This is a genomic window from Microbacterium sp. NPDC057658 (assembly GCF_042799975.1).
Classification (GTDB): Bacteria; Actinomycetota; Actinomycetes; order Actinomycetales; family Microbacteriaceae; genus Microbacterium.
Window position 1 is genome coordinate 878,960 of sequence record NZ_JBHVHT010000001.1, and the last position, 25,803, is coordinate 904,762.

Here is a 25,803-nt window from a genome sequence, read left to right on the forward strand (position 1 = left end):
GTTGCGAGCATCCCCCCTGTCGCTCGCGGCATGTCCCCCGGGGGTCCTGCCGTCGAGAGGTCGTGATGTCCGCTTCCGCCCGCCGATCCGCGCCCTGGGCGGTCGTCGCCGCGCTCGTCGTCGGTGCCGTGCTCGTCGGCGCCGCCCCCGCCGTGTCCGACGCGTTCGGTGCCCGCGCGCAGCCCCCGGCGGACCCGGTGAACGACCCCGCGGCTTCGGTCGCGCTCGCGTACGAGTTCCTCGACGCGCGGGTCGACGAGTTCTGCGACGGCGAGGGCCGCTGCCTGCCCCGCAGCTACGAGGGCGGGTTCTTCACCACGCCGTCGTGGGACTTCACGCCCTCCTTCGTGTACGACGACGCCCTCGTCGTGATCGCCTACACCGCCCGCGGTCTGCCGGACGACCTGCGCCGCGCCCGAGCCGTCGCCGACACCCTCCTCTTCGTGCAGGAGAACGACCCCGTCGGCGACGGCCGCGTCCGCACCTCGTACGAGCCGCACGGCATCCGTCAGGGCCGGATGGAGATCACCGGGCCCGGCACCTTCACCGGCAACCAGGCCTGGGTGGGCATGGCGCTCACCCGCCTCTTCCATGCCACCGGGGAGACACGGTATCTCGACGGCGCGGTGCGCATCGCGGAGTGGATCCAGGACAACACCGCCGACATGACGCGGGCACCCTACGGCTACACCGGCGGGCAGACCGATGCCGGGGTGCCGCTGGAGTGGAAGTCCACCGAGCACAACAGCGACATCGCCGGCTTCTTCACGCAGCTCGGCCAGCTCACGGGCGACGGGGTGTGGGCGGAGCGGGCGGCGGTGGCGGCCGGATTCGTCGCGGCGATGCAGAGCGTCGACGGGCACGTGGACACCGGGACGCTGCTCGACGGCACCACGGTCAACACCCGTCCCGTCCCGCTCGACGCCCAGACGTGGAGCCTGCTGGGCACCGGGGACGCCCGATACGGCTCGGCCGTCGACTGGACGCTCGCGCACCTCGTAGCCCAGGACGGCCCGTACCGGGGCCCGTCGATCAGCGACGCGGACGTGTCGAAGGTCTGGTTCGAGGGCAGCGGGCACCTCGCGCTCGCGCTGCAGGAGCGGGGGGCCGCCGGCGACCAGGATCGCGCGGAGGAGCTGCTGGCCGACATCCGGCTGGTGCAGCGCGACGCGGCGAACGGCGACGGCAAGGGCATCGTGGCGACCTCGACGGACGGACTCGACTCCGGCTTCGGCGACCTCTACTACGCGAGCCTGCACACCGGCACGACGGCCTGGTACCTGCTCGCGGCCGTGGGCGACAACCCGTTCCGCCTCCCCTGACCCGCCTGTCGACCCGGCCTTCTGCGGTCGACCCGGCCCCTTCCGCGCGCCCGCAACGGGGTGGGACGCGCGCAGAGGGGTGGGTCGAGGGAGGTATCAGGCGGCGACGCGGGCGACGGCGGCGATCGCGCTCGTGAAGAAGTCGAGGCCGTCCACGCCGCTGCGCATCGCGACAGCGGTGTCCGGACCGAAACCGGGCTCGGTGGCGTGCTCGGGGTGCGGCATCAGGCCCACGACATTGCCGGCCTCGTTCGTCAGCCCCGCGATGTCGCGCAGCGAGCCGTTCGGGTTCACGCCGGCGTAGCGGAACGCCACGAGACCCTCGCCCTCGATGCGGTCGAGCGTCTGCTCGTCGGCGATGTAGCCGCCGTCCGCGTTCTTCAGCGGGATGACGATCTCCTGGCCGGTGCGGAAGGCGTTGGTCCAGGCGGTGTCGGCGTTCTCGACCGTGAGCTTCTGGTCGCGGCGCACGAAGTGCTGGTGGTTGTTGCGGATCAGGCCGCCGGGCAGCAGGTGCGCCTCGACGAGCATCTGGAAGCCGTTGCAGATGCCGAGGACGGGCATGCCCTTCGCGGCGGCGTCCTTGACCTCGCTCATGATGGGCGAGAGGGCGGCGATGGCTCCGGCGCGGAGATAGTCGCCGTAGCTGAACCCGCCGGGGAGGACGAGGGCGTCGACGCCCTCGAGGTCGTGCGAGCCGTGCCACAGGGCGACCGGCTCGGCTCCGGCGATGCGGACGGCGCGCTGCGCGTCGACGTCGTCCAGCGAGCCGGGGAAGGTGACGACGCCGATGCGGACGGTCACTCCGCCACCTCGACGCCCACGACGTCTTCGATCACGGCGTTCGAGAGCACCTCGTCGGCGATACGGCGGGCCTCGGCGAGGACCTCGTCGGTGACCTCGCCCTCGACGGTGAGCTCGAAGCGCTTGCCGATGCGGACGTCGGTGAAGCCCTCGACGCCCAGGCGGGCGAAGGCGCCGGAGACGGCCTTCCCCTGCGGGTCGAGCAGTTCGGGCTTGGGCATGACGTCGACGACGATGGTGGGCATGACGGCTCCAAGAGTCGCGGGCGGACGGGCGGGTTCAGTCTACCGCTCGCCGATGCTCCGCTGAGACCCCGGCTTCCCGCCCAGACCCCGCCCTGCGCGCGCCGCTACGCCGGGGCGTCGGCGAGAACCCGGGGTCTCGGGTCAGGAGTGGAAGACAGTGTGGAGGTCGCCGATCGTGTCGCGGCCGCCGAGGCCGTCGATCTCGAAGAGCACCGAGATGCCGGCGACGTGGCTGCCGAGACGCTCCACGAGCTGCCGACCGGCGGCCAGCGTCCCTCCGGTGGCGAGCACGTCGTCGATGAGGAGGACGCGGGATCCGGCGGGCAGGTCGTCGTGCATCTCGATGGTCGCCGTGCCGTACTCGAGGGCGTAGTCGACGGACGCTGCGGGGCGGGGGAGCTTGCCGGCCTTGCGGATCGGGATCAGCCCGACTCCCGCGGCGATGGCGGCGGCACCCGCGAGGATGAAGCCCCGCGCCTCGATGCCGGCCACCACGTCGAACTGTCCCGCGAAGGGCTCGATGATCGCCTCGGTCGTCACGCGGAGGGCCTCGGCGTCGGCGAGGAGCGGCGTGATGTCGCGGAAGATGATGCCGGGCTCCGGGTAGTCCGGGATGCTGCGGATCAGGGATTCGGCGCGGGCGAGGGCAGGGGAGAGGGTGGCTTCGGGCACCGGACAAGGGTACGCCGGTTGCGCGGGAGGGACCTGCAGGCGGCGCTCTTGACATCGTGGGAGCGCTCCCATAGAGTTCACGACAACCTTGTGGGAGCGCTCCCACAAGCCCCCACGCACCACCACCCGCACGAACCCACAAAGGAGTGAACCGTGAACTCACGTGCCCGCACCCGGATCCTGGCGACAGCCGCCGCGGCATCCGTCTCCGCTCTCGCCCTGGCCGGCTGCTCCGGCAGCACCGGCGGCGACGGCGACACCGGCGGCAGCGCCGACGAGAAGGTCACACTGACCGTCACCACCTTCGGCACCTTCGGCTACGACGACCTCTACAAGGAGTACGAGAAGGCGCACCCGAACGTGACGATCGAGGCGACCAACATCGACACCGGCGGCAATGCCCGCACCGACGCCTTCACCAAGATCGCCGCCGGCTCCGGACTCAGCGACATCGTCGCGATCGAGGAGGGCTGGCTCGGCGCCATCATGGACGTCTCGGACACCTTCGTCGACCTGCGCGACTACGGCATCGAGGACCGCAAGGACGACTGGGTCGACTGGAAGTACGGCCAGGCGACCGACGCCGAGGGCCGCGTCATCGGCTACGGCACCGACATCGGCCCGAGCGGCATCTGCTACAACGGCGCCGCGTTCGAGGCCGCCGGCCTGCCCAGCGACCGCGAGTCGGTCGCCGAGTTGTTGAACGGCGACTGGGAGAACTACTTCCAGGTCGGCGCCGACTACACGGCCAAGACCGGCAAGGCCTGGTACGACCACTCCGGCTTCGTCTGGAACGCCATGGTGAACCAGCTCGACGAGGGCTACTACACCGCCGACGGCGAGCTGAACGTCGAGGGCAACGACGAGCTCCAGGAGCGCTTCGAGCTCCTCGGCGCCGCGACCGAGGGCGGCCAGTCCGCGGCGCAGACCGCATGGGACTGGAACGGCGGCAAGTCGTTCGTCGACGGCACCTTCGCCACCTTCGTCTGCCCCGGCTGGATGCTCGGCGTCGTGCAGGGCCAGGTCGAGGCCGGCGGCGGAGACGCGTCGACGGGCTGGGACTTCGCCGACGTCTTCCCCGGCGGCGCGGCCAACTGGGGCGGCGCGTTCCTCTCCATCCCGGAGTCGTCGGAGCACAAGGAGGCCGCGGCCGAGCTCGCCGACTGGCTGACGCAGCCCGAGCAGCAGGTGAAGCAGTCCGCCGCCGCGGGCAACTTCCCGTCGACCATCGAAGCGCAGGAGTCCCTCGCCGAGGAGGCCACGCCCAACGAGTTCTTCAACGACGCGCCGACCGGTGCCATCCTCGCCGAACGTGCCAAGGGCGTCGTCGCGCAGTTCAAGGGCGCCGATGACTCGGTGATCCAGGAGAACGTCTTCGGCCCGGCGCTCAGCGCGCTCGACCGCGGCGAGACCGACACGCAGGGCGCCTGGGACCAGGCGATCGGCCTCCTGAACGACCTCGTCGGCTGATCATCTCGCTTCGACAGGCTCAGCGACCCACGGTGGTTGCTCAGCGACCCACGGTGGTTGCTCAGCGCCCCGACGGATGGGTGGCTGAGCCTGTCGAAGCCCGGCTAAGGACACGCCCATGACCCTCACCGCCCCGCCGGCGGAGCCGCAGGCCGCCGCCCCCGCCGCGGCGGACGCTCCGCCGCGACGCTCCTGGCGAACCCGCGTCTCCCGTTTCGACCACCGCGCCTCGCCCTACTTCTACATCTCCCCGTTCTTCCTCCTTTTCGGGCTCATCGGCCTCTTCCCGCTGCTGTACACGGTGTGGGTCGCGGTCCACGAGTGGGACCTGCTGAAGGGCGAGGGACCGTTCGTCGGCTTCGGCAACTTCGCGGCGATCCTCGACGACGGCATGTTCTGGAACTCCATCCGGAACACGCTGAGCATCTTCCTGCTCTCCGCCATCCCGCAGCTCGCCGTCGCTCTGGTGATCGCCTACCTGCTGGACCGCGGACTGCGGACGCCGACGTTCTGGCGGATGAGCGTCCTCATCCCGTTCGTGGTCACCCCGGTCGCCGTGGCGATCATCTTCTCCAGCATCTTCAACGAGGCGGACGGTCTGGCCAACAACCTCCTCAACCTCGTCGGCATCGCCGATCAGCAGTGGAAGCACGACACGGTCCTGTCGCACATCGCGATCGCCGTCATGGTGAACTTCCGCTGGACCGGCTACAACGCCCTCATCCTCCTCGCCGCGATGCAGGCCGTGCCGCGCGACCTCTACGAATCGGCCGCACTCGACGGTGCCGGGGCGGTGCGGCGGTTCTTCGCCATCACGATCCCCACCATCCGTCCCACGCTGATCTTCGTCATCATCACGGCGACCATCGGCGGCCTGCAGATCTTCGCCGAACCGCGGCTGTTCGACGTCTCCACCGCGGGCGGCATCGGCGGCAGCGACCGACAGTTCCAGACCACGGTGCTGTTCCTCTGGGAGCTGGCGTTCTTCCGCCGCAACCTCGGTGAGGCCTCGGCCGTCGCGATCCTGCTCTTCCTGCTGATCGTCGCGATCGGCCTCATCAACTTCCTGATCTCCCGGCGCATCGCCACCGGAGACGCCCCGAAGAACCGCGCGGCCCGACGCCGCATCCGCCCGACCGGGAAGGAGGAGGCGCGATGACCGCCACCCAGGCCCTCAGCGTGCCGGAGCGCATCCGCCGTCGGCGCGGCACCGCGAGCGGGAGCGCCGGCCTCGGCAGCCGCCCGGGCTTCCTCACCTACGGGCTCCTCGCGGCTTTCGTCATCGGCGGCGCCTACCCGCTGTGGTGGTCGTTCGTCGTCGCGAGCGGGACGAACGCGACCCGCGGTGAGACCCTGCCCCTCATCCCCGGCGGCAACTTCCTCGCGAACGCGGCGAAGGTGTTCGATGCGATCCCGTTCTGGCTCGCCCTCGGCAACTCCTTCCTCATCTCGACGATCATCACGATCTCCGTCGTCACGTTCTCGACGCTCGCCGGCTACGCGTTCGCGAAGCTCCGCTTCCGCGGGCGGGACGGCCTCATGGTGTTCGTGATCGCGACCATGGCCATCCCCACGCAGCTCGGCATCATCCCGCTGTTCATGCTGATGCGCGAACTCGGCTGGACGGGGACGATCGGTGCGGTGATCGTGCCGACCCTCGTCACGGCGTTCGGGGTGTTCTTCATGCGGCAGTACCTCGTGGACGTGATCCCGGACGAGCTCATCGAGGCCGCCAGGGTCGACGGCGCGAACCAGTTCCGCACCTTCCTCACCGTCGGGGTGCCCGCGGCGCGGCCGGCCATGGCGATCCTCGGACTGTTCACGTTCATGACCGCCTGGACCGACTACCTCTGGCCCCTGATCGTGCTCTCCCCCCAGAACCCGACGCTGCAGACGGCGCTCAGCCAGCTGCAGTCCGGCTATTACATCGACTACTCGATCGTGCTCACCGGCGCGGTGCTCGCGACCCTTCCGCTCCTCGTGCTCTTCGTGATCGCGGGGCGGCAGCTGGTCAGTGGCATCATGGCGGGCGCGGTGAAAGGATGACCCCTATGACGCGTGCCTTCCCCTCGGACTTCCTCTTCGGCGCGGCGACCGCGGCCTACCAGATCGAGGGCGCCGCCTTCGAGGACGGACGGACGGCCTCCATCTGGGACGCCTTCTGCCGGGTGCCGGGGGCCGTGGTCGGCGGCGACGACGGGGATGTGGCGTGCGACCACTACCACCGGTATCCGCAGGACGTGGCGCTGATGAAGGAGCTCGGCCTCCAGACGTACCGCTTCTCCACCTCGTGGTCGCGCGTGCGCCCCGACGGCGGCGCGGTCAACCAGGCGGGGGTCGACTTCTACAGCCGCCTCGTCGACGAGCTCCTCGCGGCCGACATCCTGCCCTGGCTCACGCTGTACCACTGGGACATGCCGCAGGCCCTGCAGGAGGTCGGCGGCTGGACGAACCGCGACTCCGTCGAGCGCTTCCTGGAGTACGCGGGCACCATGCACGACGCCCTCGGCGACCGCGTGAACGTGTGGACGACCCTGAACGAGCCGTGGTGCTCGTCCTTCCTCTCCTACACCGGGGGCGAGCACGCGCCAGGGCACACGAGCGTCGCCGAGGGGCTGCTGGCCTCGCACCACCTGCTCCTCGCGCACGGTGCGACGGTGCGGGAGCTCCGCGGCCGCGACGCCTCCCTCAACCTCGGCATCACGCTGAACCACACGGTGGCCGACCCCGCCGACCCGCAGAACCCCGCGGATGTCGACGCGGCCCGGCGGCTGGACGGCCAGTTCAACCGGTGGTTCCTCGACCCCATCTACCGCGGTGCCTACCCCGCCGACACCGTGGAGGACATCCGCGCGGTGGACCCCGAGGCCGTGGCGCGGTTCGAGGCCGCGGTGCACGAGGGCGACCTCGACACGATCGCCCAGCGCATCGACACGCAGGGCGTGAACTACTACCACGGCGACCTCGTTTCCGGTACGGGGCCCGACGACGCGGCGGTGTCCAGCGGCCCGGAGACGGCGCACGTGACGCGGAGCCCGTATCCCTCGCACGAGGGCATCCACGCGGTCGAGCGCGGACTGCCGCGGACCGCCCAGGGCTGGGAGGTCCAGCCGGAGGGACTCACGCGACTCCTGCAGCGGCTCTGGACCGAGTACGCCGAGCCCGCGGGTGTGGTGCTCTCGGTGACGGAGAACGGCGCGGCCTACGACGACACCGTCGTGGGGGAGGACAGGGAGACGCGGGTGCCCGACGCCGACCGCACCGCGTTCCTGCGCGCGCACCTCGACGCCGTGCTGGACGCCAGGGACAGCGGCGTGGACGTCCGCGGCTACTTCTACTGGTCCCTGTTCGACAACTTCGAGTGGGCCTGGGGCTACGACAAGCGCTTCGGGATCGTCCGCGTGGACTACGACACCCAGGAGCGGACGGTCAAGGACTCCGGCCGCGAGTACGCCCGGATCATCGCCGCCCGGTCCCTCTGACCCGTTCGAATCGCCCGATTGGTCCCATCTGCGGCCGAAATGGGACCAATCGGGCGACTCGAAGCGGGGATTTTCACGGCCTGGCTCCGGGTGGATGAGAATGGGGCGATGGAAGAGAGCAAGCGATGATGTCGCCCCGCGCGACCATCGAGGAGGTCGCAGCGGCCGCCGGCGTGTCCCGGTCGACCGTGTCGCGCGTCGTCAACGGGTCGACCGCGGTCAGCCCGGAAGCGCTCGCCGCCGTGCGCGCCGCGATCGACGAGCTCAACTACGTTCCCAACCGCGCCGCGCGCTCGCTCGCCTCCCGGCAGACGCACGCGATCGCCCTCATCGTCCCCGAGGACACGACCCGCTTCTTCGGCGACCCGTTCTTCGCGGCGATCGTGGCCGGCATCACCGGCGCGCTCCGCAGCTCCGACTACCTCCTGAACCTGCTGATCGCGAGCGACGACCCCGGCGACAAGATGACGAGCTTCGTGCGCAACGGCGGCGTCGACGGCGCGCTCATCGTGTCGCACCACACGAGTGACGCGTTCGTCGACCGGATCGCCGACGCGGTCCCCGTCGTCTACGGCGGCCGTCCGGTGCGCCGGGCCGAAGGCGACTACGTGGTCGACGTCGACAACGTCGCCGGGGCACGGGCGGCCACGCAGCGCCTCGTCGACATCGGACGCACCCGCATCGCCACGATCTCCGGTCCGCTCACGATGCCGTCGTCGACCGACCGCGTGCAGGGGTTCCGCGCCGCGCTGGCCGCCGCGGGGCTGACCCCCTTCGCGGAGGAGGAGGGCGACTACAGCGAGGCGAGCGGAGCCGATGCCGCCCGCCGTCTGCTCGCGGAAGGGCGGCCGGACGCGATCTTCGTCGCCAGCGACCTCATGGCCCGCGGGGCGCTCATGGCCCTCCGCGCCGCCGGGGTGCGGGTGCCGGAGGACATCGCGCTCGTCGGCTTCGACGACTCCTCGGTGGCCCTCAGCACCGACCCGCCCCTGACGACCATGCGCCAGCCCATGTACGCCCAGGGCGAGGCGATGACGCAGGTGCTGCTCTCCCGGCTTGCCGGCGAGGATCCGCCTCGGACGACCATCCTGCCGACCGAGCTCGTCGTCCGGGGCTCCGCCTGAGCCGCACCGACCGCGGACACGGGTGAGGCCCGGTCGCGGAACGACCGGGCCTCGGTGGTGCCGGAACGGGTCCGACGAGGGCGTCAGTTCCCGTAGAGCGAGACGACGCCGCTGCGGTCGACGCTGGTCATCGACAGATCGGCCGAGCTGCCGTTGCACTGCGGGTAGTGCATGATCGACGACGAGTCGTACGGCGTGAGCGGACGCCAGTTGTTGTCCTCGAAGCAGGTGCCCGCCTCCGGGCGGGTGTGCTCGTGGCGGAAGCCGAGGACGTGGCCGAGCTCATGGCCGAGCACGTTGGTCGGGGTCCACGCTCCGGCGCTCCAGATCGAGTCGTCGATGAGGACGTTCTGCTGCCGGGCCGGCGTGCTGGGGAAGAAGGCGCGGGCGATGTACTGCGTCGTGGCCACCGGCTCGACGGAGAAGACGACGGCGTTGTTCCGCGTGGTGCAGTTGGCGTCGGCGCTGCTCACGTAGCGGAAGTCGATCTTCGAGGACGCGGACTCCCAGAGTGCGGCGCCGCCCTCCATCGCTCGGACGACGTCGGCGTGACGGCTGCCGAACTTCGTGCTCACGCAGTAGGTGAGGTTGGCGACCTGGGAGGCGGACCACTTGTCGTCGATGTTGTTAACCGTGTTGACGATGAGGCCGTCGGTGCGGGTCTCCGGGCCGATCAGCCGGTCGTAGAACGCGCGCAGCTCCTTCTTGTTCGAGATCACCTCATCGCCGTTGACGACGTAGGCGCCGTCGATGTCCCGATAGGTCGACGCCGCGAACTCCTGGTACGAGGGCGCGGAGTCGTCGGGGGACGCGGCCGTGGCGGGGATGACCGCGCTGAGGCTGAGCGCGGCCGCCGCGGTGGCGGCGAGCGCGAGTTTTCTGGTGAATCGCATGGAAGATCCTCTTCGATCTGAGCGGTGCCGCGCGCCCGGTGAGCGAGCGGACTCCGGCCGGAACGGTGAGCATCGCTGCCACCGAGGGGCCGAAGCCCGCTCACGCTAACCGCGCGATTTCGACGGGGTCAAGGCGCGACACGGCCCGTCGCCCGCTTTCTGCACTCAGGTCAGGAATCGGCCGCATCCGTCGCCGTCGAAGGTGCCGCCGTGGCTCGGCCGGACGTCGGCACCGGCGGTCGACGCCCGGGCCTGGTCGTCGGTCCCTCGTCGTAGGCCGGAGGTCGAGGATGACCACGGACGCGTCTCCGCCACCCCCTCCATCGGCGGAAGACGCGTCCGTGGCCCGCTGCGGCGAACCCCCGCGCCGCGAGTGCTCGCACCCTCCATAGGTTGAACGAGCATTCAGTGATTAATCTATCCCGAGACGGCCCGTGAGGGAATTCCGCCGGACGACCCGGGAGGTGGACACCGCATGGCGCGATCGGATGCGCAGAACCGTGCGGCGCGGGAGCGCGCACGCGAGAACATCCTCCAGGCGGCGATCGAGGTCTTCAGCGAGCGCGGCGTCGCCGGGGCGGGCATCGCCGAGATCACGCGTCGCGCCGGCGTCGCCCAGGGGTTGGTGAACTACCACTTCGGCGGCAAGGACCAGCTCGTCGCCGCGGTGATCGACCGGTGGTTCGAGACGGTGCTGGGGTTCGCGCAGGTCGAGGGCACGCCCGACGAGATGCTCGCCGCGATCATCGACGGGGCGATCGGCGCGACGGCCTTCGCGATGCCTCTGCAGCGCGCGGTGCTCGCCATGCAGCAGCAGCCGCTGACGCATCGGCTGTTCGCGGAGTCGGAGCAGCGCTATGCGGACGGCGCGACGGCCGCCGAGGATGCCGTGCGCGCGGTGTTCCGTGCCCGAGGCGCCGAGGATCCGGCGCTGGAGGAGGTCATGCTCCGCAGCACCCTGGAGGGGGTGTTCGTGAAGTACTGCGTCTTCGGCGACACGTATCCGCTCGAGGACGCGCGGCGCTGGCTGCACCGCCGGTACGGTCTGCCCGAGCCGACCGCCGCGCTGCCTGGGCTGCCGACGCCGCACGAGGGCGAACCCCGGCCGCGGGCCACGGCGGCGCTGCGGACCGACGCGTCCTGAGCCGCGGACCCGGATCAGTCGAGGTGCATCCGCGCGAACGCGCCGAGCACGACCCGCTCCGACTGCACGAGGTACCGCTCCAACTCGGCGGCCCCGGCCTCGGCGCCCCGGGTCAGGAACGTGTCGAGGACGGCGCGGTTCTTCCGGACGAACGGCTCGTGCAGCGCGCGGGGGTCGTCGATCTTCAGGAACGCGAGGCGCAGCTCCGCCGCGACGTTCCGGTAGGTGCGGGCGAGACGCGGGCTGTCGGCGAGATCGACGAGCGCGACGTGGAACGCCATGTTCGCGCTGCCGACCGCGCGCCAGGCGGACGCGTCGTCGGCCGAGACGCCGGCGACGGCGGCCTCGGCCGCGGCGACCGCGTCGGTCATGCGCTGGACGGCCGGATGCTCGGGCTCGGACTGCCGCAGAGCCGTGCACTCGATGACGCGGCGGGCGCGGTAGATGTCGATGACGTCGGCGATCGTGGGAGAGGCCACGGAGACGCCGCGGTGCGGGATGTGCGCGACGAGCCCCTGTTCCGCGAGCACCCGGAACGCCTCGCGCAGGGTGTTGCGCGACACGTCGAAGCTCTCAGCGAGCGACGACTCCGACAGCCGGGAGCCCGGGGCGACGTCGCCGTCGATGATGCGCTGACGGAGCACGTCGGCGAGCGGGCCCTGCTGGTTCATGCCTTCATCGTAGGCGCGGTCGGTGCGGGAGATCGTGCCGATGATCACACGAAAGCAACCGCGCTGTAGCACGACGGAAACATGATTGTTGAACAATCAGGTTCTGTCCGTTCTACACTGGGGGTCACTCGACACCCACCAACGACGATGGGACCCCCCTATGTCCGAGCAGTCCGCCCCCGCTCTCACCCCCGAGGACGAAGCCCGTGCCGCCCACGCGAAGAAGCGCGCCGGCCGCAGTGCCGTCATCGGCGCCATCTTCCTCATGGCGACGAGCGCCATCGGCCCCGGCTTCATCACCCAGACCGCGACGTTCACCGCCCAGATGGGAGCCGCGTTCGCGTTCGCCATCCTCGTGTCGATCCTCGTCGACATCGCGGTGCAGCTGAACATCTGGCGCATGATCACCTCGTCCGGCAAGCGGGCCGGCGAGCTCGCCAACAGCGCCATCCCCTTCTCCGGCCACGTCATCGCCGTCCTCGTCGTCATCGGCGGGCTCGCGTTCAACATCGGCAACATCGCCGGCGGCGGCCTGGGCCTGAACGCCCTCCTCGGCATCGATCCGAAGCTCGGCGGCGCGCTCACGGCGGCCCTCGCGATCATCATCTTCCTCGTGAAGAAGGCCGGCAAGGTGATGGACGTCGTCCTCATCATCCTCGGCGTCGGCATGATCGTGATGACCCTCGTCGTCGCCCTCATCGCCCAGCCGCCCATCGGCGACGCCCTGCGCCAGACCTTCGTGCCCGACCAGCTCAACTTCGCCACCATCACGACGATCGTCGGCGGCACGGTCGGCGGCTACATCACCTACTCCGGCGCTCACCGCTACCTCGACTCCGGCCACGTGGGCCCGCAGTACGCGAAGCCCGTCATGCGCGCCGCCGCCAACGGCATCCTCGTGACCGGCATCATGCGCTACGTGCTCTTCCTCGCGATCCTCGGCGTGGTGGCCTCCGGCGTGGCGCTCGACCTCTCCTCGCAGGCCGCCAACCCGGCAGGGCAGGCATTCGGTGCGGTGCTCGGCGACGCCGGTCTGCGGATCTTCGGCGCGATCTTCTGGGCCGCCGCGATCAGCTCGGTCATCGGCGCCGCGTACACCTCGGCGACCTTCCTCTCGACCTTCACCGCCAAGCTCCGCGGGGGCTGGCCGCTGCAGCTCGCCACCGTCGCGTTCATCGTCGTGTCGCTGGCGGTCTACCTGGCGATCGGCACGGCCCCGGCCGCGATCCTCGTCTTCGTCGGCGGTTTCAACGGCCTGATCCTCCCCATCGGGCTGACGGTGTTCATGTACATCGGCTGGTTCCGCCGCGACCTGCTCGGCGACCGGAAGTACCCGATGTGGCTGCTCATCGCGGGCACCGTCGTGACCGCCCTCACCTGGTACATGGGCGCCGTCTCGATCGGCCCCATCTTCGCCTTCCTCGGAATCGGAGCGTGACATGGCGACCATCGACCTGAACTCGGACCTCGGCGAGAATGTCCCCGACCGGATCGTCAGCGACGACGCGAGCATGCTCGAGATCGTCACGAGCGCGAACGTGTCGTGCGGGTTCCACGCGGGCAGCCCGGAGGGGATCCGCGAGACCCTGGCCGCGGCCGTCGCCGGCGGCGTCGTGATCGGCGCCCACCCCGGGTACCGCGACTACGAGAACTTCGGGCGCACGAAGGTCGACATCGACTCGGCCACGCTGCAGGCGCACGTGGAGTACCAGCTCGGTGCGCTCCTCGGGCTCACCGCCGCGGTCGGTGGGCGGGTCTCCTACGTCAAGCCGCACGGGGCGCTCTACAACACCATCGCCCGCGACGAGCGGCAGTCGAAGGACGTCGTGGCGGCCATCAAGGCGATCGACCCCTCGCTCGTGCTGCTCGGCCTCGCCGGCGGCGTCGTGCTCGACGTCGCCGAACGAGCAGGACTCGCGGTCGCCGCGGAGGCCTTCGCCGATCGCGCCTACCAGCCGGACGGTCAGCTCGTCTCCCGCACCGAGGAGGGGGCCGTGCTGCACGACCCCACCGCGGTGGCCGAGCGGATGGTGCGCCTGGCCGCGGACGGCGTGATCCGGGCGATCGACGGCACCGACGTGGCCGTGTCCGCGCAGTCGATCTGCGTGCACGGCGACAGCCCGGGCTCGGTCGCGATGGCGGCGGAGACGAAGCGCCTGCTGCAGGCGGAGGGCATCACGATCGCCCCGTTCGCCGGAGTCTGACATGGCCGTGCTCGCGACTCCCGCCCAGCTCGCCGACGCCCGGGCCGCCCGTGCGGCGCACCGCGTCGGCCACTCCGCGCCGACCAGCGGCGTCGCCCCGGGGCTGACCCAGGCGAACCTCATCGCGGTGCCCGCGGACTGGGCCTTCGAGACCCTCCTCTACGCGCAGCGCAACCCGAAGCCCTGCCCCGTCCTCGAGGTGATCGAGCAGGGGGAGGTGGAGTCGCGGCTCGCGCCGGGCAGCGACATCCGCACCGACATCGGGCGGTACCGCATCTGGCGGGACGGCGAGCTCGTGGAGGAGGTGTCCGACGCGACGGCGGCGTGGGACGAGCATCCCGACCTCGTCGCCTTCCTCATCGGCTGCAGCTTCACGTTCGAGACGGGGCTCGTCGAGGCCGGGATCCCGATCCGCCATCAGGAGCTCGGGCGCAACGTGCCGATGTACCGCACGGCGGTGGACTGCTCCCCGGCCGGACGGCTGCGCGGCGAGATGGTGGTCTCCATGCGTCCGATCCCCGCGGACCGCGTGGCCGATGCCGTGCAGATCTCCGGGCGCACCCCGGCGGTGCACGGTGCGCCCGTGCACATCGGCGACCCGGCGTCGCTCGGTATCGCCGATGTGATGGCGCCGGACTTCGGGGACGCCCCCGAGATCCGCCCCGGCGAGATCCCCGTGTTCTGGGCGTGCGGCGTGACCCCGCAGGCGGCGATCATGGCGTCGAAGCCGCCGTTCGCCGTCACCCACGCCCCGGGCTACATGTTCATCACCGATGTGCCGGATGCGGAGTACCGGGTCTGATGCGCATCCTCACGGCCTCCGACAGCGCGCTGCTCGTCGAGGCGGACGACCTCGAGCAGGCCATGCGGCTGAATCTCGCATGGAGCGACGTGCCCGGTGTCCTGGAGCGCATCCCCGGTGCCCGCACCGTGCTCGTGCGCTTCGACCCGCACCGCACCTCGGCCGCCGCGCTCGCCGAGGCGCTCGCCGCGACCGAGGTCGACGCTGCGGCGCTGCCCGACGCGGGCGAGGTCACCATCCCGGTCCGCTACGACGGGGAGGATCTGGACGAGGCGGCCGCGCTCCTCGACGTCTCGGCGGAGGAACTGGTGGCCCGTCACCTCGCCGCCGACTGGCGCGTGGCCTTCTCCGGCTTCGCTCCCGGCTTCGGCTATGCCGTGAGCGGCGACCCTCTCTTCGACGTGCCGCGGCGGTCGTCGCCCCGCACCCGGGTGCCCGCCGGTTCCGTCGCCCTCGCCGGGGCGTTCAGCGGCGTGTATCCGCGGGAGAGCCCCGGCGGCTGGCAGCTCATCGGCCGGACCGCCCTGGAGATGTGGGACATCGATCGCGACCCGCCGGCTCTGCTCGCGCCGGGCCGCCGCGTGCGCTTCGTGCGTGCGGAGCGGGAGTCGGTCGCGGCGTCGCCGGCATCGGCCGACGCGACGCGGGTCGCCCGTCGCGGGGACGGTCCGGCGGTCGAGGTCGTGCGACCGTCGCTGCAGCTCCTCGTGCAGGACGCGGGACGCCCCGGTTTCGCGGCGCTGGGCGTCTCGGCCTCCGGCGTCGCCGATCGTGTCGCGATGCACGCGGCGAACCGGGCCGTGGGCAATACGCCGGCGGCGGCTGTGCTGGAGAGCGTCGGCGGGGCCGTGCTGCGCTTCCACGGCGCAGGTGTGGCCGCCGTCACCGGGGCCACGGGTTCGCTCACGCTCACCGACGCCGACGGCATCGAGCGCACGCTCCTCCCCGGCGTGCCGTTCGCGACCGTCGACGGCGACGAGCTCACGCTGGGCCATCCCGAGCGCGGTCTCCGGTCCGTGATCGCCGTCCGCGGCGGCTTCGCTCCGGCTGCGGCGCTCGACAGCCGCGCGACCGACACGCTCGCCGGGCTGGGTCCCGCGCCGTTGGCCGCCGGCGATCTCCTTCCGATCGGGGCTGCCGCCGTGGCCGCCGTGGAGCCGGATCCGGTGCCGCGCGCCCTTCCCGCAGCCGGGGAGCTGGCCACGCTGGAGATCACGCTCGGGCCCCGCGACGACTGGTTCACCGCTGCCGGCCTCGACGCGCTCACCGGGCAGGAGTGGACGGTCACGCCGCGCTCCGACCGCGTGGGCATCCGCCTGCACGGCGACGTGCCCCTGGAACGCGCGGTCGGCGGCGAGCTGCCGAGCGAAGGCGCCGTGACCGGGGCCATCCAGGTGCCGCCGGACGGCCAGCCCGTGCTCTTCCTCCCCGATCATCCGCTCACCGGCGGCTATCCCATCATCGGTGCCCTCACCGACCGCAGCCTCGACCTCGCCGCTCAGCTCCCGCCGGGCGTGCGGGTGCGCTTCACCGTCAAGGAGACCTCATGACCTCTGTGCTGATCGCCAACCGCGGCGAGATCGCGGTCCGCGTGATCCGCGCGTGCGCCGAGGCCGGCTACACGTCGGTCGCCGTCTACGCCGATCAGGACGCGGATGCCCTGCACGTGCGGCTCGCGGACGAGGCGATCGGCCTGGGCGGCGACACCGCGGCGACGACGTATCTGTCCGTCGAGGCGCTGATCGACGCGGCCCGCCGCAGCGGCGCCGACGCCGTGCACCCCGGCTACGGATTCCTCTCCGAGAGCGCCGCGTTCGCGCGCGCCGTCGAGGACGCCGGTCTCGTCTGGATCGGACCCTCGCCGGAGAGCATCGACGCACTGGGCGACAAGATGACCGCGCGCCGGATCGCGCAGCGCGTGGGGGCTCCGCTCGCCGCGGGCACGGATCAGCCGCTGTCCGGGCCGCAGGAGGCGGTGGCGTTCGCCGAGGAGCACGGTCTGCCCATCGCGATCAAGGCCGCATTCGGCGGCGGAGGCCGAGGGCTCAAGGTCGTCCGCGAGCTGTCGGAGGTCGCCGACGCGTTCGACGCGGCCACCCGCGAGGCGACCGCCGCGTTCGGCCGCGGGGAGTGCTTCGTGGAGCGCTTCCTGGAGAGTCCGCGGCACATCGAGGTGCAGGTGCTCGGCGACGGGCGCGGCGGCGTGGTCGTCGTGGGCGACCGCGACTGCTCGATGCAGCGCCGCAACCAGAAGCTCATCGAGGAGGCTCCTGCGCCCGGTCTCACGGCGGCGCAGCGGACGGCGTTCCACGACGCGGCACGGGCGATCTGTGCCGAGGTGCAGTACCGCGGCGCCGGCACGGTCGAGTTCCTCCTCGCCGCGGACGGCACGATCTCGTTCCTCGAGGTGAACACCCGGCTGCAGGTCGAGCACCCCGTGACCGAGGAGGTGACCGGGACCGACCTCGTCCGCGAGCAGTTCCGCATCGCGTTCGGCGAGGGGCCGTCCTTCACCGAGACCCCGGCGCCGACCGGGCATGCGTTCGAGTTCCGCATCAACGCCGAAGACCCCGGCCGCGGGTTCCTGCCCAGCCCCGGACGGGTGGACGGCCTGCGCATCCCCGGGGGACCCGGCGTGCGGTGGGACAGCGGCATCGAGGCCGGAGACACCGTGCAGCCCGCGTTCGACTCGATGATCGCGAAGCTCATCGTGCACGCGGACACCCGGGACGCGGCTCTCGTCCGTGCGCGTCGGGCCCTGCGGGAGCTCGCCGTCGAGGGTCCGGCGACCGTGATCCCGTTCGACCTCCGTGCCATCGACGACCCCGCGTTCGCGACCGCGACCTTCGCCGTGCACACCCAGTGGATCGAGACCGTGCTGCTCCCGGTGCTGGAGGCACAGCCGCGCCCCGCGGTCGCCCCGGTCTCCGGGCTGCAGCGGTTCCCGGTGGAGATCGACGGCCGCCGCGTGATGCTCGGTCTGCCCGCGGAGCTGCTGGCGGGTATCGGCCGTCCGGGAGAGGTCGCGGCACCCGTGCCCTCGGCGGACCCCTCCGAGCTCCGGGCCCCCGCGCCGGGCACGCTCGTCCGCTGGCTCGTCGACGACGGGGCCACGGTGGCCGAGGGGGACCCGGTGGCCGTGCTCGACGCGATGAAGATGGAGACCACGGTCACCGCGCACCGCGCCGGCACCCTCACCCCGCGCGCCGACGCCGGCGCGACCCTCTCTGCCGACGCCCTCCTCGCCACGATCGCCTGACCCCGCCCGCCCGCCCGCCCCGTCCCGCCCCCGCCCGGCCCCTCCTAGTGCGCAGTGCAAAAACGCCCCTCCCACATCCCTCAGACGCCCCTTTCCGATCCCGCACGCTCTGACCCCGGCAGCGCCCCGCGTGAGAGTGCGATTAAGTCCCTCCCACCCGCCGGGCACGCCCGTTTCTGATCCCGCCCCCTTTGGCCCGCGATGGTCCTCGCGTGCGAGTGCGGTTACGCCCATCCCACCCGCCGGGGAGGAGCCTTTCGACCTCGCACCGTGGGGGCCGGACCCGCGCGCACCGCGCGGGCCGGATGTTCCTGTCTGGAGAGTGCAAAACCGGCCCTCCCGCAGCCCGGCACGGTCCCATTTCGATCCCGCACGCGACGCGGCCGACCAAGGCCGAGCGAGTGCGAAAACGCCCCCTCCTCGTGAGAGGAAGGGGCGTTTTCCATCCGGGACGTGAACGCCTCGGGCTCGCGCACCCCTCCGGCACCGGGTGCGAGTGCGAAAACGGGCCTCCGCGGAGTGCGGGAGGGGTGAAAACCGTCCCTCACGCTTCAGGGGCCGGGGGACCTACGCGGGGTCGCCGCCGAGGGGGCCGACGGACTCGAGGGGCTTCGGGTCGTCGGCACCGGTCTTCCGCGCCCGGGCGATGAGGTTGCCCAGGTGGTAGATGAGCAGCGCCGCGACCGTCCCCAGCACGATCCCGCCGAAGGCGAAGTCGCCGAGCTGCATCGTGAACCCGGCGATGCCGATCACGAGGGACACCGCGGCGGTGTACTGGTTGACCGGACGAGAGAAGTCGACGCGGCTGTCGACCCAGATCTTGATGCCGATGATGCCGATGAGGCCGTAGAGCGCCGTCGTCGCACCGCCGAGCACGCCCGCGGGGATCGAGTTGAACACCTCGCCGACCTTGGGGGAGAACGCCAGGAGGATCGCGAACAGACCCGCCACCCAGTACACGGCGGTGGAGTACACGCGGGTCGCGGCCATGACGCCGATGTTCTCGCCGTAGGTCGTGGTGCCCGAGCCGCCGAAGCCGCCGGCGATGGTCGTGGCGACACCGTCGGCGATGAGGGCGCGACCGGTGTGGCGGTTGATCGCGGGGTCTTCGGTCATGGTCGCGACGCCGCGCACGTGACCGACGTTCTCCGCGATGAGCACGAGCACGACGGGCAGGAACATCGCGATGGTCGACCAGGTCCCCGGCTCGACGAAGTCCGGGAACTGGAAGTGTGGGAGGCCGATCCAGGGGGCGTCCGCGATGAGCTCCGCCGGGGTCTTGTCGCCACGGAGCGGGTTGGGCACCTCGAACGAGCCGTTGAACGCGGCCCAGATGAAGCCGACGGCGACGCCGAGGAAGATCGAGATGCGGCCGAGGAAGCCCCGGAAGAGCACCGCGAAGAGGATGATCGCGACGAGGGTGATCGTGGCGGTCACGGGGTCGAGCGCGAAATTGCTCCAGGCGGTGGGGGCGAGGTTGAAGCCGATGAGCGCGACGATGGCGCCGGCGACGACCGGGGGCATCAGGGCATCGACCCAGCGGAGGCCGACGAACTGCACGACGAGACCGACGACCGCGAGGAGCACGCCCACCGCGACCACGCCCGCGAGGGCCGAGCCGGTGCCGCCCGCCGCGACGGCCGCGGTGATGGGGGCGATGAAGGCGAACGAGGAGCCGAGGTAGCTCGGCAGCTGGTTCTTCGTGATGAGGAGGAAGAGCAGCGTGCCGATGCCGCTGAAGAGCAGCGTGGTCGACACGGGGAAGCCGGTGAGCGTCGGCACGAGGAACGTGGCGCCGAACATGGCGACGACGTGCTGGGCGCCGATGGCGATGGTCGCGGGCCAGGACAGACGTTCCTCGGGGGTGACGACGGCGCCGGGCTCGACGGTGCGGCCGTTTCCGTGCAGCTTCCACAAAGCCATGTGGGCTCCTCAGGGTTCGGGATCGGGGGCGGAGTGCTGGAGCAACACTACCGATTCCTGAGTTTTCCCTGTGCGCCCGGAGGCGGCGGGGAGCGCGGCGTCAGGCGCCGAGGCGGTCGATGAGCTCGCGGTAGCGGGCGGCCGTCCGGGCCACGACCTCCTCGGGCAGCACGGGGGGCTCGCCCTGCTTGTCCCAGTTCGCCGCGAGCCAGTCGCGCACGATCTGCTTGTCGAAGCTCGCCATCCGCTCCGCCGGGGTCGACCCCGTGCGCCAAGCCTCGGCGTCCCAGTACCGGGAGGAGTCGCTCGTGAGGACCTCGTCGGCGAGGCGGAGGGTGCCGTCGGCGTCGGTCCCGAACTCGAACTTCGTGTCGGCGAGGATGAGGCCCTTCTCCTCGGCGATGGCCGCGGCACGACGGTAGATCGCGAGCGAGGCGTCGCGGAGCTCGGCCGCCCGGTCCGCCCCGACGAGCTCGACGACGCGGTCGAACGTGATGTTCTCATCGTGTTCGCCCATCGGCGCCTTGTAGGCCGGGGTGAACAGCGGCTCGGGCAGGCGGTCGCCGTTCTGCAGCCCTTCCGGCAGGGCGATGCCGCACACGGTGCCGTGCTCCTGGTACTCGGCCCAGCCGGAGCCGGTGATGTACCCGCGCACGACGCACTCGATCGGCAGCATCTCGAGCGACTGGGCGAGCATGGCTCGATCGGCCACCTCCTCCGGCAGGTCGCCGTCCGTGAGGTGGTTCGGCACGTCGAGCTGGGCGAACCACCAGCGGCTGAGGCGCGTCAGCAGGGCGCCCTTGTCGGTGATGCCAGGGGAGAGCACGACGTCGAAGGCGCTCACCCGGTCGGACGCGACGACGAGGATGCGGGTGTCGGCCGGGTCCTCCGAGGCGTAGAGGTCGCGGACCTTTCCGGAGTAGAGGTGTCGCCACCCGGGGATGGCCTGCGCGTTTCCTGCGGACGGTGTGCTCACCCGCCCATTATCCCCGTGATGCGTGTTCTTCCGCGCCGAGACCCCGCGTTCGCGTCGAGACCCCGGGGTGTGCGCGTCGGAACCCCGGGGTCTCGCCGGAAAACCGGGGTCTCAACGGAGGAGGGGCGGGTGTATAGTCCATGTGGACTATACGACGGGGTGACAGAGCAGGGGACGGGGGAGTGTGGGTGGGGAAGAGCAGGGATGTGGTGGCGGGACTCACGCCGCTCGGGGTGATGGTGCTCGCGCTGCTCCGCGAGAGCGACATGCACCCGTACGAGATGGTGCGCCTGCTCCGCGCGCGTCACGACGACCGGCTCATCACCGTCACCAACGGCACGCTGTACCACACGGTCGCCCGGCTCCAGCGGGCCGGTCTGCTCGACGAGGTCGGCACGGATCGCGAGGGCAACCGACCGGAGCGGACGACCTACACCCTCACCGACGCCGGCCGGGAGGCGGTGGTCGCGTGGGTGCGTCGTGCCCTCCCGCGCATCGACCGCGAGACCGACGCCCGCGTCGCGCTCGCCGAGTCGCACAACCTCGACCGCGACGACGCCGTCGCGCTGCTGCAGGAGCGACGGGAGGCCCTCGTCGCCTCGTACGCGCTGCACCACGACGGCCTCGCCGCCGCCCGCACCAAAGGGGTCCCGCCGCAGGTCCTCGTCGAGATCGAACGGCAGGAGGCGCTGCTCGACGCCGAGCTCCGCTGGCTCGACACCCTCCTCACCCGCCTCGACGGCGACGAGCTCCGCTGGGGCCCCGACGCCTTCGACGACACCGACCGCTACCGCGCCCAGCGAAAGGCTGCACAGCAATGACCGATTCCCGCCAGACCTCGGGGCCCGAGACGGGGCCCTTCGCCGCCGGTCACGCGCCGAAGAGTCCGTGGCCCGCGCTCTGGGCCCTCGTCATCGGGTTCTTCATGATCCTCGTCGACACCACGATCGTGTCCGTCGCGAACCCGGCGATCAAGGCCGCCCTCGACCCCGACACGAACAACCTCGACAACGTCGTGTGGGTCACCAGCGCCTACCTGCTCGCCTACGCCGTGCCGCTGCTCATCACCGGACGACTCGGCGACCGCTTCGGCCCGAAGAACATCTACCTCATCGGACTCGCGGTCTTCACCCTCGCCTCGCTCTGGTGCGGACTGTCGACGACGCTCGAGGGCCTTATCGCGGCCCGCGCGGTGCAGGGGCTCGGCGCCGCGTTCATGACGCCGCAGACCATGGCCGTCATCACCCGCACCTTCCCGCCGAACCGCCGCGGCGCGGCGATGGGCCTGTGGGGTGCCACGGCCGGCGTCGCCACGCTCGTCGGCCCCCTCGCGGGCGGTCTGCTCGTCGACGGCTTCGGGTGGGAGTGGATCTTCTTCGTCAACCTCCCCGTCGGCGTCGTCGCCTTCGTGCTCGCCTGGATCCTCGTGCCGAAGCTGAAGACCCACCCGCACCGGTTCGACCTCGTCGGCGTCGTGCTCAGCGCGGTCGCGCTCTTCCTCATCGTCTTCGGACTGCAGGAGGGCGAGAAGTACGACTGGGGAACCATCGCGGGACCGATCTCGGTCTGGGGTCTCATCATCGCCGGCGTCGTGGTGCTCGCGCTCTTCATCGTGCAGCAGGCGCGTACCCGCAGCGAACCTCTCGTGCCCCTCGCCCTCTTCCGCGACCGGAACTTCTCCGGCGCGAACGTGGCGATCGCGGCGGTCGGCTTCACGGTCACGAGCATGTCGCTGCCGATGATGTTCTTCCTGCAGACCGCGCGCGGCCTCACCCCGACCGAGGCCGCGATGCTGCTCATCCCGATGGCCGTGCTGTCGGGCGTGCTCGCCCCGGTCGCCGGCAAGATCCTGGACCGCGTCGACCCGCGCATCATCCTCGTCCCCGGTCTGCTCTGCGTCGCAGGCGCCCTGGTCTGGTACTCGGCCCTGACCACGATGGACACCCCGATCCTGATGTTCCTGCTGCCGTCCGCGCTCATGGGCATCGGCAATGCGGGCATGTGGGGGCCGCTGGCGACCACGGCCACGCGCAAGCTGCCGCCGCGACAGGCCGGTGCCGGCGCGGGCATCTACAACACCACCCGCACCATCGGCTCGGTCATCGGCTCCGCCTCGATCGCCGCGTTCATGCAGTCGCGGCTGGAGGCGAACCTCCCCGGTCTGGCCGACGCTCCGGCCGGCACCGGGAGCGGCGCGCTGCCGCCGCAGGTCGCCGAGGGCTTCGCGGCCGGCATGTCCCAGACGCTGCTGCTGCCCGCCGGTGTGATCCTCATCGCGCTGGTCGCCTCGCTGTTCCTCCGCGGGCAGGATCGGAAGGACGAGGCCGTCGCCGCGACCCCTCCGGCGTGACCGCGATGACCCCGACACGCCGGTATCCACGCGGGTTCCGGCGCTGTTCGGGGTCGCGCCGAGATTCCGGTGCGCGGGAGGAGCGGGGTTAGGGTGGATGGTCGGCGGCCGCCGGGTCGCCCTTCCGAACCCCGAGGAGCACTCGACGTGAGCCGCCACCCATCCTCTCCGCCGAGCCGTCTGCGGCGGTTCGGCCGCACCGCCGGCGCGACCGCTCTCGCCGCACTCGTCGCCGCCGGGGCGCTGCTTGCCGGAGCCGCGCCCGCCACCGCGGCCGACGACGGCGAGACCTACGTCATCGGCACCGACACGACCTTCGCGCCGTTCGAGTTCACGAACGAGTCCGGCGACCTGGTCGGCATCGACATGGACCTCCTGCGCGCGATCGCGGAGGACCAGGGCTTCGAGGTCGAGATCCGCCAGCTCGGCTTCGACGCCGCGGTGCAGGCGCTGCAGTCGAACCAGGTCGACGCCGTCATGGCCGGGATGTCGATCACCGAGGAGCGACAGCAGACCTTCGACTTCAGCGACCCGTACTTCACCAGCGGCGTGCAGCTCGGGGTGCTCGAGTCCAGCGACATCGAGTCCCTCGACGACCTCGACGGCAAGACCGTCGCGGTGAAGACCGGCACCCAGGGGCAGACCTTCGCCGAGGAGAACGCCGACGAGTACGGCTTCCGGATCACGCCCTACCAGGACACGACCGACATGGTCGATGCGGTGAAGGCCGGACAGGCCGTCGGCTACTTCGAGGACTTCCCCGTGCTCGCCTACGGCATCCAGCAGGGGTCGGGCTTCCGTCTCGTCGGCGAGCCCGCGCTCGGCGGCGAGTACGGCTTCGCGGTGAACAAGGGCGAGAACGCCGAGCTCCTGGAGATGTTCAACGCCGGCCTCGCCAACCTGCAGGACTCCGGCGAGTACGACGAGATCGTGGACACCTACCTCGCGACGGGTGACGACGCGCAGGAGGCGCAGCCCACCGACATCATCTCGGTCGCGGTGAAGTACTGGCCGGCCCTCATGCAGGGTCTGTGGCTCACCATCCTCGCCACGATCGTCGCGGTGATCGCGGCGTTCATCCTCGGGATCATCTTCGGCTTCGGACGCCTGTCGAAGTTCGCGCCGTTCCGCTGGATCGCGACGGCCTACGTCTACGTCTTCCGCGGGACCCCGATCCTGATCCAGGCGTTCTTCGTGTTCTTCGCCATCCCGCAGCTGATCCCCGACCTCAAGTTCGACCCGTTCGTGGCCGGTGCGATCACCCTGTCGCTGAACACCGGTGCGTACATGACGGAGATCATCCGCGGCGGCATCCAGGCCGTCGACCCCGGTCAGGCGGAGGCGTCGCGCTCGCTCGGCCTCAGCCACTGGAAGACGATGCGCAAGGTCGTGCTGCCGCAGGCGTTCCGGATCATGATCCCGTCGTTCGTGAACCAGGGCATCATCACGCTGAAGGACACCTCGCTCATCAGCGTCATCGGTCTCGCCGAGCTGACGTTCGTCTCGCGCCAGATCATCGCCTCGACGTATCTCTCGGCACAGGTGCTGACGATCGTCGCCATCATCTACTTCGTCGTGATCACGCTCCTGACGCTGCTCGCGAACCGCCTGGAGAGGAAGGCCAACGCATGAGCAAGATCGAGGTCAGGGGCCTGCACAAGTCGTTCGGCGACAACGAAGTGCTCAAGGGCATCGACCTCACGGTCGAGGACGGTGAGGTCATCGCCGTGATCGGCCCCTCCGGCTCCGGCAAGTCGACGCTGCTGCGCTGCCTCAACAAGCTCGAGGAGCCGACGTCGGGGCACGTGATCATCGACGGGGTCGACCTCACCGACAAGAGCGTGAAGCTGGACGAGGTGCGCCAGCGCATCGGCATGGTGTTCCAGCACTTCAACCTGTTCCCGCACATGACCGTGCTGGAGAACATCACGCTCGCCCCGGTCGAGCTCGGCCGCATGACGAAGGTCGAGGCCCGCGACCGCGCCCGCTCGCTGCTCGAGCGCGTCGGCCTGTCGGAGAAGGCGGACGCGAAGCCCGCGTCGCTCTCCGGCGGTCAGAAGCAGCGCGTGGCCATCGCCCGTGCACTCGCGATGGACCCGGAGATCATGCTGTTCGACGAGGCCACCAGCGCTCTCGACCCGGAGATGGTCGGCGAGGTGCTGCAGGTCATCCGCGACCTCGCCGAGGGCGGCATGACCATGGTGCTCGTGACTCACGAGATGGGCTTCGCGCGCGAGGTGTCCGACCGCACGGTCTTCATGGACGGCGGAGTCGTGGTCGAGGAGGGGACTCCCGCCGACCTGTTCGGCGCCCCCAAGAACGAGCGCCTCCAGGACTTCCTGTCCAAGGTCCTCTGACCCCGTTGAAGTAGCGCAAATGGCTGCATCCCCCGTCCAGACGCCACCCCCCTCTCCGCCTCCACCGGAAAAGGGGCAGAAAAACCGCCTCGCCTCAAAAAACAG

The 25,803-nt window shown here is 71.0% G+C and carries 23 protein-coding genes; 16 read left to right on the forward strand and 7 right to left on the reverse strand.

Going from position 1 to position 25,803, the window contains the following annotated elements; translation table 11 throughout:
* Positions 1-65: 65 nt before the first annotated feature.
* On the forward strand, positions 66-1,322 hold the full coding sequence (locus ACFU8V_RS04205) for a hypothetical protein (RefSeq protein ID WP_315108157.1): 1,257 nt from the start codon (positions 66-68) through the stop codon (positions 1,320-1,322).
* 96 nt (positions 1,323-1,418) lie between these two features.
* On the opposite strand, the gene purQ is transcribed toward ACFU8V_RS04205, so the two are convergent.
* The 3 genes from purQ to ACFU8V_RS04220 all read right to left on the reverse strand — a co-directional run bounded on the left by purQ (position 1,419) and on the right by ACFU8V_RS04220 (position 3,043).
* Positions 1,419-2,126 (reverse strand): phosphoribosylformylglycinamidine synthase subunit PurQ, encoded by a 708-nt coding sequence (purQ, locus tag ACFU8V_RS04210; RefSeq protein ID WP_025103986.1) that lies wholly within the window; start codon positions 2,124-2,126, stop codon positions 1,419-1,421.
* Positions 2,123-2,371: a phosphoribosylformylglycinamidine synthase subunit PurS gene (purS, locus tag ACFU8V_RS04215; protein ID WP_025103985.1), complete on the reverse strand. Its 249-nt coding sequence runs from the start codon at positions 2,369-2,371 to the stop codon at positions 2,123-2,125. The genes purQ and purS overlap by 4 nt, the downstream gene beginning before the upstream one ends.
* Positions 2,372-2,512: 141 nt before the next feature.
* A complete protein-coding gene (locus ACFU8V_RS04220) occupies positions 2,513-3,043 on the reverse strand; it encodes an adenine phosphoribosyltransferase (protein ID WP_025103984.1) in 531 nt (176 codons plus the stop codon).
* A gap of 153 nt (positions 3,044-3,196) precedes the next feature.
* Here ACFU8V_RS04220 and ACFU8V_RS04225 point away from each other — a divergent pair, with 153 nt between their 5' ends.
* From ACFU8V_RS04225 to ACFU8V_RS04245, 5 genes are all read left to right on the forward strand, one after another.
* On the forward strand, positions 3,197-4,513 hold the full coding sequence (locus tag ACFU8V_RS04225; protein WP_378869248.1) for an ABC transporter substrate-binding protein: 1,317 nt from the start codon (positions 3,197-3,199) through the stop codon (positions 4,511-4,513).
* A 118-nt stretch (positions 4,514-4,631) separates the two neighbouring features.
* Positions 4,632-5,672, forward strand: a complete 1,041-nt coding sequence (locus tag ACFU8V_RS04230; RefSeq protein WP_249520556.1) for a carbohydrate ABC transporter permease — start codon at positions 4,632-4,634, stop codon at positions 5,670-5,672.
* Positions 5,669-6,559, forward strand: coding sequence for a carbohydrate ABC transporter permease (locus ACFU8V_RS04235; RefSeq protein WP_025103981.1), 891 nt, complete (start codon positions 5,669-5,671; stop codon positions 6,557-6,559). Before ACFU8V_RS04230 ends, ACFU8V_RS04235 begins: the two co-directional genes overlap by 4 nt.
* 5 nt (positions 6,560-6,564) lie before the next feature.
* Positions 6,565-7,995: a GH1 family beta-glucosidase gene (locus ACFU8V_RS04240; protein WP_249520557.1), complete on the forward strand. Its 1,431-nt coding sequence runs from the start codon at positions 6,565-6,567 to the stop codon at positions 7,993-7,995.
* Positions 7,996-8,123: 128 nt separating this feature from the next.
* Positions 8,124-9,119 carry a LacI family DNA-binding transcriptional regulator gene (locus ACFU8V_RS04245; protein ID WP_025103979.1) on the forward strand — a complete coding sequence of 332 codons (996 nt, stop codon included), beginning with the start codon at positions 8,124-8,126 and terminating at the stop codon, positions 9,117-9,119.
* 83 nt (positions 9,120-9,202) lie between these two features.
* Here the strand turns inward: ACFU8V_RS04245 and ACFU8V_RS04250 are convergent, their stop codons facing one another.
* On the reverse strand, positions 9,203-10,012 hold the full coding sequence (locus tag ACFU8V_RS04250; protein ID WP_085604743.1) for a M57 family metalloprotease: 810 nt from the start codon (positions 10,010-10,012) through the stop codon (positions 9,203-9,205).
* Positions 10,013-10,487: 475 nt separating this feature from the next.
* Between ACFU8V_RS04250 and ACFU8V_RS04255 the strand changes: the two genes are divergently transcribed.
* On the forward strand, positions 10,488-11,156 hold the full coding sequence (locus ACFU8V_RS04255; RefSeq protein ID WP_085604746.1) for a TetR/AcrR family transcriptional regulator: 669 nt from the start codon (positions 10,488-10,490) through the stop codon (positions 11,154-11,156).
* Positions 11,157-11,170: 14 nt separating this feature from the next.
* Here ACFU8V_RS04255 and ACFU8V_RS04260 read toward each other — a convergent pair whose 3' ends face one another.
* Positions 11,171-11,827, reverse strand: coding sequence for a GntR family transcriptional regulator (locus ACFU8V_RS04260; protein ID WP_025103976.1), 657 nt, complete (start codon positions 11,825-11,827; stop codon positions 11,171-11,173).
* 160 nt (positions 11,828-11,987) lie between these two features.
* Between ACFU8V_RS04260 and ACFU8V_RS04265 the strand changes: the two genes are divergently transcribed.
* From ACFU8V_RS04265 to ACFU8V_RS04285, 5 genes are read left to right on the forward strand one after another with little or no spacing between them, the layout of a single operon-like run.
* Entirely contained in the window at positions 11,988-13,265 is a 1,278-nt protein-coding gene (locus ACFU8V_RS04265) for an NRAMP family divalent metal transporter (protein WP_025103975.1), read from the forward strand.
* Between the two features lies 1 nt (position 13,266).
* Positions 13,267-14,031 (forward strand): LamB/YcsF family protein, encoded by a 765-nt coding sequence (locus ACFU8V_RS04270; protein WP_025103974.1) that lies wholly within the window; start codon positions 13,267-13,269, stop codon positions 14,029-14,031.
* Position 14,032: 1 nt separating this feature from the next.
* Positions 14,033-14,833, forward strand: a complete 801-nt coding sequence (locus tag ACFU8V_RS04275; protein WP_085604749.1) for a putative hydro-lyase — start codon at positions 14,033-14,035, stop codon at positions 14,831-14,833.
* Positions 14,833-16,383, forward strand: a complete 1,551-nt coding sequence (locus ACFU8V_RS04280) for an urea amidolyase family protein (RefSeq protein WP_025103972.1) — start codon at positions 14,833-14,835, stop codon at positions 16,381-16,383. The genes ACFU8V_RS04275 and ACFU8V_RS04280 overlap by 1 nt, the downstream gene beginning before the upstream one ends.
* Positions 16,380-18,092: an acetyl/propionyl/methylcrotonyl-CoA carboxylase subunit alpha gene (locus ACFU8V_RS04285; RefSeq protein ID WP_378869257.1), complete on the forward strand. Its 1,713-nt coding sequence runs from the start codon at positions 16,380-16,382 to the stop codon at positions 18,090-18,092. Before ACFU8V_RS04280 ends, ACFU8V_RS04285 begins: the two co-directional genes overlap by 4 nt.
* Positions 18,093-18,659: 567 nt before the next feature.
* Here ACFU8V_RS04285 and ACFU8V_RS04290 read toward each other — a convergent pair.
* The gene (locus ACFU8V_RS04290) at positions 18,660-20,015 is read right to left on the reverse strand and encodes a uracil-xanthine permease family protein (protein WP_378869260.1); all 1,356 of its coding nucleotides are present in this window, start codon (positions 20,013-20,015) and stop codon (positions 18,660-18,662) included.
* A gap of 100 nt (positions 20,016-20,115) precedes the next feature.
* On the reverse strand, positions 20,116-20,991 hold the full coding sequence (locus ACFU8V_RS04295; RefSeq protein WP_025105721.1) for a phosphoribosylaminoimidazolesuccinocarboxamide synthase: 876 nt from the start codon (positions 20,989-20,991) through the stop codon (positions 20,116-20,118).
* A gap of 188 nt (positions 20,992-21,179) precedes the next feature.
* On the opposite strand from ACFU8V_RS04295, the gene ACFU8V_RS04300 reads away from it, so the two are divergent.
* From ACFU8V_RS04300 to ACFU8V_RS04315, 4 genes are all read left to right on the forward strand, one after another.
* A complete protein-coding gene (locus ACFU8V_RS04300; protein WP_308195654.1) occupies positions 21,180-21,812 on the forward strand; it encodes a PadR family transcriptional regulator in 633 nt (210 codons plus the stop codon).
* Positions 21,809-23,341 (forward strand): DHA2 family efflux MFS transporter permease subunit, encoded by a 1,533-nt coding sequence (locus ACFU8V_RS04305; RefSeq protein ID WP_062766128.1) that lies wholly within the window; start codon positions 21,809-21,811, stop codon positions 23,339-23,341. Before ACFU8V_RS04300 ends, ACFU8V_RS04305 begins: the two co-directional genes overlap by 4 nt.
* 147 nt (positions 23,342-23,488) lie before the next feature.
* Complete coding sequence (locus ACFU8V_RS04310; RefSeq protein ID WP_126894187.1) at positions 23,489-24,973, forward strand: amino acid ABC transporter substrate-binding protein/permease; 1,485 nt, start codon at positions 23,489-23,491, stop codon at positions 24,971-24,973.
* The gene (locus ACFU8V_RS04315) at positions 24,970-25,698 is read left to right on the forward strand and encodes an amino acid ABC transporter ATP-binding protein (protein ID WP_378869267.1); all 729 of its coding nucleotides are present in this window, start codon (positions 24,970-24,972) and stop codon (positions 25,696-25,698) included. Before ACFU8V_RS04310 ends, ACFU8V_RS04315 begins: the two co-directional genes overlap by 4 nt.
* Positions 25,699-25,803 lie beyond the last annotated feature (105 nt).

Bases quoted from the DNA above. Each gene is read 5' to 3' on its own strand.
- ACFU8V_RS04205 (WP_315108157.1), top strand. From the start codon at position 66: ATGTCCGCTTCCGCCCGCCGATCCGCGCCCTGGGCGGTCGTCGCCGCG.
- purS (WP_025103985.1), bottom strand. From the start codon at position 2,371: ATGCCCACCATCGTCGTCGACGTCATGCCCAAGCCCGAACTGCTCGAC.
- ACFU8V_RS04230 (WP_249520556.1), top strand. From the start codon at position 4,632: ATGACCCTCACCGCCCCGCCGGCGGAGCCGCAGGCCGCCGCCCCCGCC.
- ACFU8V_RS04235 (WP_025103981.1), top strand. From the start codon at position 5,669: ATGACCGCCACCCAGGCCCTCAGCGTGCCGGAGCGCATCCGCCGTCGG.
- ACFU8V_RS04240 (WP_249520557.1), top strand. From the start codon at position 6,565: ATGACGCGTGCCTTCCCCTCGGACTTCCTCTTCGGCGCGGCGACCGCG.
- ACFU8V_RS04245 (WP_025103979.1), top strand. From the start codon at position 8,124: ATGTCGCCCCGCGCGACCATCGAGGAGGTCGCAGCGGCCGCCGGCGTG.
- ACFU8V_RS04250 (WP_085604743.1), bottom strand. From the start codon at position 10,012: ATGCGATTCACCAGAAAACTCGCGCTCGCCGCCACCGCGGCGGCCGCG.
- ACFU8V_RS04255 (WP_085604746.1), top strand. From the start codon at position 10,488: ATGGCGCGATCGGATGCGCAGAACCGTGCGGCGCGGGAGCGCGCACGC.
- ACFU8V_RS04260 (WP_025103976.1), bottom strand. From the start codon at position 11,827: ATGAACCAGCAGGGCCCGCTCGCCGACGTGCTCCGTCAGCGCATCATC.
- ACFU8V_RS04265 (WP_025103975.1), top strand. From the start codon at position 11,988: ATGTCCGAGCAGTCCGCCCCCGCTCTCACCCCCGAGGACGAAGCCCGT.
- ACFU8V_RS04270 (WP_025103974.1), top strand. From the start codon at position 13,267: ATGGCGACCATCGACCTGAACTCGGACCTCGGCGAGAATGTCCCCGAC.
- ACFU8V_RS04275 (WP_085604749.1), top strand. From the start codon at position 14,033: ATGGCCGTGCTCGCGACTCCCGCCCAGCTCGCCGACGCCCGGGCCGCC.
- ACFU8V_RS04280 (WP_025103972.1), top strand. From the start codon at position 14,833: ATGCGCATCCTCACGGCCTCCGACAGCGCGCTGCTCGTCGAGGCGGAC.
- ACFU8V_RS04285 (WP_378869257.1), top strand. From the start codon at position 16,380: ATGACCTCTGTGCTGATCGCCAACCGCGGCGAGATCGCGGTCCGCGTG.
- ACFU8V_RS04290 (WP_378869260.1), bottom strand. From the start codon at position 20,015: ATGGCTTTGTGGAAGCTGCACGGAAACGGCCGCACCGTCGAGCCCGGC.
- ACFU8V_RS04305 (WP_062766128.1), top strand. From the start codon at position 21,809: ATGACCGATTCCCGCCAGACCTCGGGGCCCGAGACGGGGCCCTTCGCC.
- ACFU8V_RS04315 (WP_378869267.1), top strand. From the start codon at position 24,970: ATGAGCAAGATCGAGGTCAGGGGCCTGCACAAGTCGTTCGGCGACAAC.